General features: G+C 71.0%; 10 protein-coding genes and 1 pseudogene. 9 read left to right on the top strand and 2 right to left on the bottom strand.

What is annotated here, in order from left to right; all coding sequences use genetic code 11:
• Positions 1 to 168 precede the first annotated feature (168 nt).
• Positions 169 to 648: a DUF3291 domain-containing protein gene (locus E1286_RS42485; protein WP_165970169.1), complete on the top strand. Its 480-nt coding sequence runs from the start codon at positions 169 to 171 to the stop codon at positions 646 to 648.
• Here E1286_RS42485 and E1286_RS42480 read toward each other — a convergent pair.
• Complete coding sequence (locus E1286_RS42480; RefSeq protein ID WP_132622300.1) at positions 594 to 1661, bottom strand: DUF3866 family protein; 1068 nt, start codon at positions 1659 to 1661, stop codon at positions 594 to 596. The two genes, E1286_RS42485 and E1286_RS42480, sit on opposite strands and share 55 nt — an antisense overlap.
• A gap of 38 nt (positions 1662 to 1699) precedes the next feature.
• Here E1286_RS42480 and E1286_RS42475 point away from each other — a divergent pair, with 38 nt between their 5' ends.
• The 8 genes from E1286_RS42475 (at position 1700) to E1286_RS42440 (ending at position 11213) form a co-directional block, all read left to right on the top strand.
• Positions 1700 to 2650, top strand: coding sequence for a helix-turn-helix transcriptional regulator (locus E1286_RS42475; RefSeq protein WP_132622298.1), 951 nt, complete (start codon positions 1700 to 1702; stop codon positions 2648 to 2650).
• A gap of 73 nt (positions 2651 to 2723) precedes the next feature.
• Positions 2724 to 3704, top strand: a complete 981-nt coding sequence (locus tag E1286_RS42470; protein ID WP_132622296.1) for a helix-turn-helix transcriptional regulator — start codon at positions 2724 to 2726, stop codon at positions 3702 to 3704.
• The gene (locus tag E1286_RS42465; RefSeq protein WP_132622294.1) at positions 3701 to 3880 is read left to right on the top strand and encodes a hypothetical protein; all 180 of its coding nucleotides are present in this window, start codon (positions 3701 to 3703) and stop codon (positions 3878 to 3880) included. The genes E1286_RS42470 and E1286_RS42465 overlap by 4 nt, the downstream gene beginning before the upstream one ends.
• 80 nt (positions 3881 to 3960) lie before the next feature.
• A complete protein-coding gene (gene tatA, locus E1286_RS42460; RefSeq protein ID WP_132622292.1) occupies positions 3961 to 4290 on the top strand; it encodes a Sec-independent protein translocase subunit TatA in 330 nt (109 codons plus the stop codon).
• Positions 4291 to 4326: 36 nt separating this feature from the next.
• Positions 4327 to 5229, top strand: coding sequence for a twin-arginine translocase subunit TatC (tatC, locus tag E1286_RS42455; protein WP_246075641.1), 903 nt, complete (start codon positions 4327 to 4329; stop codon positions 5227 to 5229).
• A gap of 52 nt (positions 5230 to 5281) precedes the next feature.
• Complete coding sequence (locus E1286_RS42450) at positions 5282 to 6214, top strand: diacylglycerol/lipid kinase family protein (RefSeq protein WP_132622290.1); 933 nt, start codon at positions 5282 to 5284, stop codon at positions 6212 to 6214.
• Positions 6215 to 6281: 67 nt separating this feature from the next.
• Positions 6282 to 9005: a DEAD/DEAH box helicase gene (locus E1286_RS42445; RefSeq protein WP_132622288.1), complete on the top strand. Its 2724-nt coding sequence runs from the start codon at positions 6282 to 6284 to the stop codon at positions 9003 to 9005.
• Positions 9006 to 9533: 528 nt separating this feature from the next.
• Positions 9534 to 11213: an ABC transporter ATP-binding protein gene (locus E1286_RS42440; protein ID WP_246075640.1), complete on the top strand. Its 1680-nt coding sequence runs from the start codon at positions 9534 to 9536 to the stop codon at positions 11211 to 11213.
• A gap of 54 nt (positions 11214 to 11267) precedes the next feature.
• Here the strand turns inward: E1286_RS42440 and E1286_RS42435 are convergent.
• Positions 11268 to 11485 (bottom strand): annotated as a pseudogene (locus tag E1286_RS42435) (RNB domain-containing ribonuclease); the annotation flags it as partial.

Here is an 11485-nt window from a genome sequence, read left to right as displayed (position 1 = left end):
GGTGTGAGATCGGGCGGTGGTGGCCAAGAGCCGTAGGGATGGCGGGGGCGGAACATCGATGGGTCCAGGCGGACGTCGATGTGCCGCTCGGTCCTGGTGCCGGCTCCAAGAGTCTCTAAAATAAATGTAGATTGACATAGAAGCGGTGGGGGTGGTGTGCTGAGCGTCATGCATCTCGCGGAGCTCAACATCGCCCATCTGCGCGCCCCCATCGACAGCCCCCAGCTCGCCGAGTTCGTCGCACTGCTCGAACCCATCAACGCCATCGCCGACCAGGCCCCGGGGTTCGTCTGGCGGCTCAAGGAGAGCGAGGCCGACCCCACCGCGACCGTCGTGCACGACTACGGGGACTACCTGCTGGTCAACTTCTCGGTGTGGGAGTCGCGCGAGTCGCTGTGGAACTACATCTACCGAAGCCCCCACCTCGAGGTGCTGCGCCGGCGCAAGGAGTGGTTCCTGCGCATGGCGGAGCCGTACATGGTGATGTGGTGGATTCCCGAGGGGCACAGCCCGTCGCTGGCCGAGGGGATGGCACGCCTCGAACGCCTCAGGGCCGAGGGGCCGGGCCCGGAGGCGTTCACGTTCAAGGAGTTCTACGCCAGCAGCGAGGCCGCCAGCCTGCCCGCCGCCGCCGAGGTCAGGAAGTAGGCGAGGTCCTCCTCCAGGCCGCGGCCCATCGTGGACAGCCGCACCGGTGACTCGCGCAGCGCCTCGTGCAGGCCGTCCACCGGGACGGGCACCAGCCGGTGGCGTTCGGCCAGGGGCTCGGCCTGCCGCCTGATCCGCTCGCCGAACGCGCCCGGCAGCTCCGGCACCGGCACGTCGGCGGGGGACAGCGCGACCCGGCCGTAGGCGGTCAGCGAGTGGTGGGACAGGCCGTGGTGGCGCTCGCGCTGGTCGCCCTCGCTGACCCGCAGGGCCGCCACCGGGCGGCCCAGCAGCACGCCCGCCGCGTTCACCGCCTCGCCCGCGGACACCCCGGAGAAGCCCCAGCGCGTGCCCGTGCCCAGGTTGCCCGGGCCCTGCGCGACGACGGCCACGTCGGCCTGGAGCACGTGGCGCGCCGCCAGCAGCCCGGTGTGGACGGTCACCGCCTCCACGTCGCCGCCGAACGCCTGCCCGACCGTCACCACGCCCGCCAGCCAGCCGATCTCCCGCAGCCGGGCCGCCGCCATCGAGAACCACGCCGGCAGCGCCCCGCCGTCCAGCATCACGTACGCCACCCGCGCGCCCGGCCGCGACGCGTACAGGCCGCACAGAATGGGCGGCAGCGCCGAGTGCAGGTCGGCGACGACGACGGGCATGCCGTCGACCGAGTCGGCCTCGCGCAACACGTCGTGATAGGGCGAGCCCTGCTCGTCGGCGCCCAGCACCGTGGCCTGCAGCGGCGTGTAGCGGGCCTTCACCAGGTGCCCGGGACCCTGCGGATCTTCCGGCAAACGGTTCGGGACGGCCACCACCATGGCGTAACCTCCCGTACCGAGACCCATCGCGAGTGCGGTCGTGTTGAGCAGCACCTCGTCACCGGGTTCCGGGCGGCCCACCAGCGGCGGATACGCCAGCGCCCGGCACTCCCCCTCGGGGACGGTGACGTCCAGCTCCACCGCTCCCGGCCACTCGCGTCGGATCCGTACGACCTCGCCCTTGCGCCATCTGATCACGGGGGCAGGGTAGCGTCGATGAAGGAGGAGTGAGGCAGATGTCGCGCCGTAAGACAGAACGGTTGCTCAACCTGGTGATCTGCCTGCTCGCCACCCGGCGCCCGCTGTCGGCCGAGCAGATCCGCCAGGCGGTGCCCGGCTACGACCGCGACGGCGACGAGGCGTTCCAGCGCATGTTCGAGCGCGACAAGAACGAGCTGCGCGAGATCGGGATCCCCATCGACGTGGTCCGCGACCCGTGGGAGGACGAGCCGGGCTACCGGATCGAGCGGGAGTCGTACGAGCTGCCGGAGATCATCCTGGAGCCCGACGAGGCCGCCGTGCTGGGGCTGGCCGCCCAGGTGTGGCAGCGGGCCAGCCTGGCCGAGGCCGCCTCGGGGGCGCTGCTCAAGCTGCGCGCCGCCGGTGTGGCCACCGAGCATCCCGTCGGCACGGGGCCGCTGGAGCTGCGGGTCGACACCCGCGACCCGGCCTTCCCCGCCCTGTGGGACGCCGTACGCGACCGCCGCGTGGTGCGTTTCGACTACCGCGGCGCCGGCAGTGAGAGCGTGCGCGGCCGCACCGTCGAGCCGTGGGGCGTGGTCAGCCGGCGCGGCCGCTGGTACCTCGCCGGGTTCGACCGCGACCGCGACGCCCCGCGCGTCTTCCGGCTGAGCCGCATCACCGGCCCGGTCACCGCGGTCGGCAAGGCGGGCGTGGTCGAGGTGCCCGAGGGCATCGACCTGCGCGGCATGGTGGGCTACCGCGACGAGCCGGTGGAGGAGCGCGTCGCCGTCGTCCGCGTCCGGCAGGGGGCCTGCGAGGGGCTGCGCAGCCTCGCCAAGGACGTGCGTCCAGGAACGGACGGGTGGGACGTGGCCGAGCTGACCTTCACCGATCCGGAGCGGCTGGCCGGCTGGATGGCCAGCCTCGGCGCCGACGTCGAGGTGGTCGAGCCGCCGGACGCCCGCGAGGCCGTCATCTGTCGTCTGAAGGGGGCACTGGCGTGACAACACGAACCGGCGTGACGGCGCGAGGCGTCCGGCACGGCAGAGGCGCCGGGTCTTCGATCGGGGGGTCGGCATGAGCGCGTCCGCGGATCGGCTGCCGAGGCTGCTGGCGCTGGTGCCGTACCTGATGTCCCACCCCGGGGCGCAGGTCGACGAGGTGGCCGCGGTCTTCGGGCTGAGCGAGAAGCAGCTGATCGACGACCTGCAACTGGTGTGGATGTGCGGGCTGCCCGGCCACACCCCTGGCGACCTCATCGACGTCTCGTGGGACGGCGGCGAGATCCTCATCGACAACGCCGAGACCATCGCCAGGCCGCTGCGGCTCGGTGTCGACGAGGCCAGCGCCCTGCTGGTCGCGCTGCGCACCCTGGCCGCAACCCCCGAGCTGGCCCTGCCCGTCAACGGCGGGGAGTCCGGCGACGCGCTGGCCCGGGTGACGGCAAAGCTGGAGCGTGCCGCGGGCGAGGGCGCCGCCACCGTCAGCAGCCAGGTCGCGGTCGACGTCGACGCCGCGCCGGACGCGCTGCCGCGGGTGCGCGAGGCGCTCTCGCGGGGCCGGCGGCTGTCGCTGCGCTACTACGTGCCCGGCCGTGACGAGGTGACCCCGCGCGAGGTCGACCCCATGCGGATCGTGGTCGTCGACGGTCGCGGCTACCTGGAGGGCTGGTGCTACCGCGCCGAGGCGATGCGGCTGTTCCGGCTCGACCGGATGCTGGGCGTCGACGTGCTCGACGTGCCGGCCGACCCGCCGGAGGAGGCCGAGCCCATCGACGTCACCCAGGGCGTCTTCCGGCCCTCCCCGACCGACGAGCTGGTCGAGCTGGAGCTGAGCGCCGCCGGGCGGTGGGTGGCCGAGTACTACCCGTGCGAGGAGGTCACCGAGCTGGGCGAGGGGCGGCTGCGGGTGGCGCTGCGGGCCCGCGACCAGGACTGGATCATCAAGCTGGCGCTGCGCCTGGGCGACACCGGCCGGGTGGTCTCGCCGCCCGAGATGACCGAGTCCGTACGCCACGAGGCCGGTCGTGCCCTGGCCCTGTACGCTCACCAGTCATGACCATGCTGTTCATCTCCCTGGGCCTGGGCGTGGCCGGGCTGGTCGCGCTCGCCGTGGCCGGTGCTCGCGTCGTCGGCGCGGCGCGTACCCTGAGGAGGGAGGTCGACGTGGCTAAGGCTCGGCTGGAGCCGGGGCGGGCCGGATCGACTGGGCCAAGATCGACCGGCCAAGATTGACGGCGCAGGGGGGGTGAGAGCACGCCTCCGGCAGCGTACGATCGTGGCTGAAACAGGCACTAGTTAGAAAAGGGCGTTTCATGTCGCAACTCGGTGTCCCCGAACTTCTGATCATCGCACTGGTGCTCGTCCTCCTGTTCGGCGCGAAGAAGCTTCCCGAGATGGCCCGCGGCGTCGGCAGGTCGCTGCGCATCTTCAAGTCGGAGACCGCCAAGCTCCGCGACGACGATGACGAGACCGCCCACACCGTGCAGGCCCAGGCCGCTCAGCCGCAGCCGCAGCCCGTGCAGCCGCAGCAGATCCCGGCCCCCCAGCCGACGCTGTCGGCCGAGGAGCAGGCCCGCCAGCTCGAGGAGCAGGCCGCCAGGCTGCGCGCCGGCGCCGCCGCGCAGGCCGACAAGCGCGACTGACCGACCCCCGTCCCTCCTCGTCACCAGGACTGCTAGATGGCGCTGCTCAAACGGTCAAGCCAGCCCACACGTGACCCCGAGGGCCGCATGCCGCTCATGGAGCACCTCCGTGAGCTGCGCAACCGGCTGCTCATCGCGCTCGCCGCCATCGTGGTCGGCATCGTCATCGGGTGGTTCTTCTTCGACCCGGTGTGGGACACGCTCAAGGCTCCCTTCTGCGAAACCGCTCAGTCGCGCCAGCTCAATGGGGAGTGCAGTCTCACCTATACCGGCATCTTTCAGTCCTTCTTCACCACGCTGAAGGTCTCGTTGATGATCGGCCTCGTGGTGTCGTCGCCCGTCTGGCTCTACCAGATCTGGGCGTTCGTGACCCCGGCGCTCTACCGCAGCGAGAAGCGGTACTCGATCACCTTCCTCGCTCTCGCCGTCCCGCTGTTCGCGCTGGGCGCGGCGCTGGCGTACTTCATCATGGACACCAGCCTCGGCATCCTGCTGGGGTTCTCGCCCGAGGGCGCCGTCGCCACCATCGGCATCGACGACTACCTCAACTACGTCCTGATCATGCTGTTGATCTTCGGCGTCTCCTTCGAGCTTCCGCTGCTGCTGGTGTTCCTGAACATCATCGGAATTCTGTCGTACGCGACGGTGAAGAAGCACCGGCGTACCGTCATCTTCGTCATGTTCGTCTTCGGGGCGGTCATCACGCCCGGCGGCGACCCGCTGACGATGATGGCGCTGGCCATGCCGATGATCGTTCTGTACTTCCTCGCCGAGTTCTTCATGTACATGCGTGAGAAGCGCAGGCCCGCGGAAGACTTCTCCAGCCTGTCCGACGACGAGGCCTCGCCGCTGGCCGAGGACACCTCGCCGCTGGATGATCCGACGCCGCTGGACGACCCGGCCCCGATCGACGGAGAAGCAGGCACGGACAAGCGCTGACGACCGCCTGAACGCCATTCCCGTCCGGGGCGATAGGCGATAGGTTCCGGGGGTGTCCCCCCATCTGGCCCTGCTGGTCAATCCCGCCGCGCGCGGCGGGCGAACGCTGCGTGTGCTCGAGCCCGTGGCGCGCCGGTTGCGCGCCGGCGGCGCCGAGGTGTCGGTGATCGTCGGCGACGACGCCGCCGACGCGCTGGCACGCGCCTGCACCGCGGTGTCCGAGCGTCCTGACGCGCTCGTGGCCTTCGGCGGCGACGGTCTCGTGCACCTGGCCGTCCAGGCCGTGGCCGGCACCGACGTGCCGCTCGGCATCATCCCCGCCGGCACCGGCAATGACATCGCGGCCGCGCTCGGCGTGCCCGCGAACCCGATCGCCGCGGCGCGTGCGGTGCTGCGCATGAAGGAGCGGCCGGTCGACGCCGTGAGCGTCCGTACGGGGGCGGCCGAGGAACTGTTCGCCGGGGTGTTGTGCTGCGGGTTCGACTCGCGGGTCAACGAGCGGGCCAACAAGCGGGCCAGCGAGCGGGCCAGCCGGCGGGCCAGCGGGTGGGCCGGTCTGCGCGCCTGGCCGCCGGGGCCGAGCCGCTACCTCGTGGCGATGGCGCAGGAGCTGCGGACGTTCCGGCCGATCCCGTTCCGCGTCACGTTCGACGGGGGTGAGGTGGTCGAACGCGAGTCGATGCTGGTCGCGGTGGCCAACACCGGCTCGTACGGCGCCGGCATGCGGGTGTGCCCGAGCGCGCTGCCCGACGACGGGCTGCTCGACGTGGTGATGCTGGAAGCCGTCTCCAAGGCCGAGTTCCTGCGCGTCTTCCCCAGCGTCTACCGGGGCACGCACGTCGGCCACCGCGCGGTGTCGGTGCGGCGGGTGCGCAGCGTACGGCTGGAGGCGCCCGGCGTGGTCGCCTACGCCGACGGCGAGCGGGTGGGGGCGGCCCCGGTGGAGTGCGAGGTGCGGCCCGGCGCATTGCGCGTCATCGCGTGAAATCTACTTTGTAAAGGCGCCCGCCGGCAGGACGGACCGGAATCCCGATTTCGGTAGGCTGGCGAGTATGACAACGCCAGCGGAACGCTATGCGGCCTTCCGTCAGAAGCTCGAGGACGACGGGGCGGCGCTGAGATCGTTCCGAGGTCTCTACGACTTCGAGCTGGACGACTTCCAGCTCGACGCCTGCCGGGCCCTCGAAGCAGGAGACGGTGTTCTGGTGGCGGCCCCGACGGGGTCGGGCAAGACGGTGGTGGGTGAGTTCGCCGTCCATCTGGCCCTGGAGCAGGGGCGTAAGTGCTTCTACACCACCCCCATCAAGGCGCTGTCCAACCAGAAGTACAACGACCTGGTCAAGCGCTACGGCACCGCCAAGGTCGGCCTGCTGACGGGCGACAACAGCGTCAACGGCGAGGCCCCCATCGTCGTCATGACGACCGAGGTGCTGCGCAACATGCTCTACGCCGGCTCGGCCACGCTCGCCGGGCTCGGCTTCGCGGTGATGGACGAGGTCCACTACCTCGCCGACCGGTTCCGCGGGGCGGTGTGGGAGGAGGTCATCATCCACCTGCCCGAGTCGGTCAGGCTGGTGGCGCTGTCGGCGACGGTCAGCAACGCCGAGGAGTTCGGCGAGTGGCTGGGCGAGGTGCGCGGCGACACCACGGTGATCGTCGACGAGCACCGCCCGGTGCCGCTGTGGCAGCACATGATGGTCGGCAACCGCGTCTACGACCTGTTCATCACCGACGAGCTGCCGCCGCGCATCAACCCCACGCTGATGCGGGTGACCCGCGACGCCGAGCGGCTGACGGCCGGTCGGGGCCGGCGCGGTTACGGCAGGCCGCAGCGCTCGCGCCCGCCCGACCGGGTGCAGGTGATCGAGAAGCTCGACTCCGAGGGGCTGCTGCCGGCGATCACGTTCATCTTCTCCCGGGCCGGGTGCGACGCGGCGGTGCAGCAGTGCCTGTACGCCGGCATCCGGCTCACCACCGACCGCGAGCGCCACGAGATCCGCCAGCTGGTCGACGAGCGCACGGCGCACCTGCCGGACGAGGACCTCGCCGTGCTCGGCTACCTGGATTGGCGCGACTGCCTGGAGCGCGGTCTGGCGGCCCATCACGCGGGCATGCTGCCGGCGTTCAAGGAGGTCGTGGAGGAGCTGTTCACGCGCGGGCTGGTCAAGGCCGTGTTCGCGACCGAGACGCTGGCGCTGGGCATCAACATGCCGGCCCGCAGCGTGGTGATCGAGAAGCTCGACAAGTGGAACGGCGAGACCCACGCCGACCTGACGCCGGGGGAGTACACCCAGCTGACCGGGCGTGCGGGGCGGCGCGGCATCGACGTCGAGGGCCACGCGGTGGTGCTGTGGCAGCCGGGCATGGACCCGCTGTCGGTGGCGGGGCTGGCCGGCACGCGCACGTACCCGCTGCGGTCGAGCTTCCAGCCGTCGTACAACATGGCGGTCAACCTGGTCGGGCAGTTCGGCCGCGAGCGCACGCGGACGCTGCTGGAGGAGTCGTTCGCGCAGTTCCAGGCCGACCGGGCGGTCGTGGGCCTGGCCAAGCAGCTGCGCAAGCAGGAGGAGGCTCTGGAGGGCTACCAGGAGGCGATGACGTGCCACCTGGGCGACTTCCCCGAGTACGCGGCGCTGCGCCGGCGCCTGTCCGACCGCGAGGCGGAGCTGTCGCGCCAGCGCGGCGCGGCGCGGCGGGCGGCGGCGGTGCGGTCGCTGGAGGCGCTGCAGCCGGGCGACGTCATCCGGGTGCCTGGCGGGCGCCGGGCGGGCCTGGCGATCGTGCTCGACCCGGGCCGCAACCCGCGCGGTCACGGCCCGAGCCCGCTGGTGCTGACGATCGGCAAGCAGATCAAGAAGCTGGACCCTGCCGACTTCCCGGTGCCGGTCGAGCCGCTGGAGAAGCTGCGCATCCCGAAGAACTTCAACGGTCGTTCGCCGAAGGAGCGCGCCAACCTCATCTCCACGTTGCTGGCCAAGATGGGCGACCGTGACCTGGGCAAGCCGCCGCGGGCGCGCGACCACGCGGTGGAGGACGACGAGGTCAACGAGCTGCGCCGGCGCATCCGGCAACATCCGTGCCACGGCTGCGACGAGCGCGAGGACCACGCGCGCTGGGCCGAGCGCTACCACAAGCTGCTGCGCGAGACGGAAGGGCTGCGCCGCCGCGTCGAGGGCCGCTCCCACGTCATCTCGAAGACGTTCGACCGCATCTGCTCGGTGCTGGAGCAGCTGAGCTACCTCGACGGCGAGACGGTCACCGACGAGGGCCGTCGGCTGGGCCGCCTCTACACCGAGCTCGACCTGCTGACCGCCGAGTGCCTGCAGCAGGGGCTGTGGGAGGAGCTCGACGCGGCGGAGCTGGCGGCGTGCGTGTCGGCGCTGGTGTTCGAGTCGCGGGCGGCCGACGACGCGCGGCGTCCCAAGATCCCCGCCGGGCGGGCGCAGGACGCGCTGACGGCGATGATCCGGCTGTGGGGTGAGCTGGAGGGCATCGAGTCCGACCACGGCCTGTCCACGATCCGCGAGCCCGACCTGGGGTTCGCGTGGGCGGCGTTCCGGTGGACGAAGGGCCACAGCCTCGACGCGGTGCTGATGGACGGCGTCAACGGCAGCGAGCTGGCGGCCGGTGACTTCGTGCGGTGGATCAAGCAGCTGATGGACCTGCTCGGGCAGCTCGGCAACGCGGCGCCGGAGCAGAGCAAGGTCAGGAAGACCGCGGTCAAGGCGATCGACGCGATGCGGCGCGGTGTGGTGGCGTATTCGTCGCTGACCTGAGCCTGCGCGGATCGGCCCTTCTCGTCGCGGACGGGGAGGGCCGATCGCTGTTTCCCGGCCCGGGGGCGGGCTTAGTGGGTGCTAGTGCTGAGAAGCATCTTTGGGGCTGGTTTGACGTTGTCTTATGTCTTTACTCATTTACATCGCATTTAACGCTGGTTCCCAACTGCCTGTCCTGTCTGGATTGACCAGTCAAGTCTCTCTGAAATCACCAGTTATCAGCTGCTTTGATGTCTTTCGGGTGCTAATGTCCGATTTGTGCAGTCAATCGATCGGGGGAGGAAAGATGGCTAGCACGCGATTCGCCAAAGTCGGCTACCAGCAGGGATGGGGTTGCCGCAGGCGGCGCCGCTGGCGCCGGTACTGCTGCGTCCGTGTCGTTAGGTGGTGGGGGTGCTGCTAGTAGATAGCACCCATGAGGGCCGGCGGCCTGTCCGCCGGCTCTCATTGAACGTCTCCGGCCGGGAACTCGCGCCGGCGATTTCCATTCGCCGCACATTTCGGGAATTCTGGCCGGACACTCGCGGATTGCGCCGGCTGTTCGCGGCAGGAGTGGTGTTCGCCATCCTGGCCGCGCTGTGCGAAGTGGCCGCGATCCGCCTGTTCGGATACATCACCGACGAGGTGCTGACGACCCGCCGGCTGGACGCCTTCTGGGTGCCCGCGTTCGCCTGGCTCGGGCTCGCCGCGCTCGCCGGGGTGGCGTCCTTCGCGGGGTCCTATCTCACCGCGCTGGGCGGCGAACGGTTCCTGCTGGTCCTGCGTGACCGCGTGTACGCGCACATCCAGACGCTCGCGCCGGAGTTCTCGGAGAAGCGGCGGCTGGGTGACCTGATGGCGCGTCTCACCGACGACGTGGAGGCCATCGAGGAACTCGTCGGATCCGGACTCGTCCGTATCATCACCACGGCCGCCAGCGTGGTCTTCTTCGCCGGTGCGGCCTTCTTCATCCGCTGGGACCTGGCGCTCGTCACGATGGCGCTGATCCCGCTGTTCCTGGTGGTCTCCAAGGTCTTCGCCTCCAGGTTCAGGACGGCGGCGGCGCGCGAGCGCACCAGCAACGGCGCCATGAACAGCGTCCTGGAGGAGGGGCTGGCCAACCAGCCGCTCGTGCAGGCGTACAACCGTCAGGAGGCCGAGTCGGGACGCCTGCACACCGAGGGCCGCGGCTGGCTGCGCGCCAACATGACACAGGCGTGGCTGTCCGGCGTGTACGGACCTTCCGTCCAGGTCATCGAGACGCTGTGCCTGATCGTCATCCTGGGCGTCGGCGCGTGGGAGATCGCATCCGGCCGGCTGACGATCGGCGGCCTGCTCGCCTTCGCGGCCTACCTGGCCATGCTCTACCCGGCCGTGCAGAGCCTGGGGGAGCTGGCCCTGACGGTCTCCGAGGCGGCGGCGGGCTCCGACCGGGTCATCGAGGTCCTGTCGGCCAAGCCGCGCGTCACCGACGCCGAGGACGCCGTGGACGCGGGCAGGACCAGCGGCCGGATCGAGTTCGACGGGGTCGGCTTCTCCTATCCGGGGCGGGGGCGGCAGGTGCTGCGGAACCTGTCGTTCACGGCCGGTCCCGGCGAGGTCGTCGTCCTCACCGGGCCGAGCGGCGCGGGCAAGTCGACGCTGGTCAAACTGCTGCTGCGGTTCTACGACCCGGACAGCGGGCGCATCCTGCTGGACGGCACGGACATCCGGCGCCTGACGCGCCGGTCGCTGCGTGAGAACGTCACCGTGCTGCAGCAGGAGACGCTGCTGTTCTCGGGGTCGGTGCGCGACAACATCGCCTACGCCCGCCCGGAGGCCTCGCTCGACGAGGTGATCAAGGCGGCGGAGGCGGCGGGCGTGCACGACTTCGCCAAGGTGCTGCCCCAGGGCTACGACACGCCGGTGGGACAGCGCGGACGGCTGCTGTCCGGCGGGCAGCGGCAGCGGATCGCGATCGCCAGGGCCATCCTGCGCGACGCGCCGGTGCTGGTGCTCGACGAGCCCATGACCGGGCTGGACGAGGTCACCGCCGCCCAGGTGATGGGCCCGCTGCAGCGGCTCATGGCCGGGCGGACGACGCTGCTCATCACGCACGACATGCGGCACGTGCCGGAGGGGGCGCGCGTGGTGCGGATCGAGCCGGTTCCGCGGGGGGAGCGGATCCGGCTGCGGCGCGTCGGCGTCCCGTTCCGGCCGTTCCGCGGCAACAACTGCGGAACGCCCTGAGGGCTCCTCCCGGCACCCGTCCCGCTGTCGCGCGGGGCGGGTGCCGCGTTTCCGTCAGCCCGCCAGGGTGAAGCGGACCTCGCGGGTGGCGGGGTCGGCGCGGGACAGCCGGACGACGACCTGCTCGCCCAGGGGCAGGTCGCCGTCGCAGCGGGCGATGACGGCGGGCTCGGTGATCTGCACCTGCCCGTCCCCGTGCCGCTGGTCCACGTCGATCACCACGGCCTCGAACGCCTGCCCGATCCGGTCGCGCAGCAGGAACGCCTCCACCA

This window comes from Nonomuraea terrae (genome assembly GCF_004348995.1).
Lineage (GTDB): Bacteria > Actinomycetota > Actinomycetes > Streptosporangiales > Streptosporangiaceae > Nonomuraea > Nonomuraea terrae.
The sequence above is the reverse complement of the archived record's forward strand: the minus strand, read 5'-3'. Positions and strand labels throughout refer to the sequence as shown.

What these genes read in the sequence shown, in the direction of transcription:
- E1286_RS42485 (WP_165970169.1), top strand. Translation starts at nt 169, where the DNA reads ATGCATCTCGCGGAGCTCAACATCGCCCATCTGCGCGCCCCCATCGAC.
- E1286_RS42475 (WP_132622298.1), top strand. Translation starts at nt 1,700, where the DNA reads ATGTCGCGCCGTAAGACAGAACGGTTGCTCAACCTGGTGATCTGCCTG.
- E1286_RS42470 (WP_132622296.1), top strand. Translation starts at nt 2,724, where the DNA reads ATGAGCGCGTCCGCGGATCGGCTGCCGAGGCTGCTGGCGCTGGTGCCG.
- E1286_RS42465 (WP_132622294.1), top strand. Translation starts at nt 3,701, where the DNA reads ATGACCATGCTGTTCATCTCCCTGGGCCTGGGCGTGGCCGGGCTGGTC.
- tatA (WP_132622292.1), top strand. Translation starts at nt 3,961, where the DNA reads ATGTCGCAACTCGGTGTCCCCGAACTTCTGATCATCGCACTGGTGCTC.
- tatC (WP_246075641.1), top strand. Translation starts at nt 4,327, where the DNA reads ATGGCGCTGCTCAAACGGTCAAGCCAGCCCACACGTGACCCCGAGGGC.
- E1286_RS42445 (WP_132622288.1), top strand. Translation starts at nt 6,282, where the DNA reads ATGACAACGCCAGCGGAACGCTATGCGGCCTTCCGTCAGAAGCTCGAG.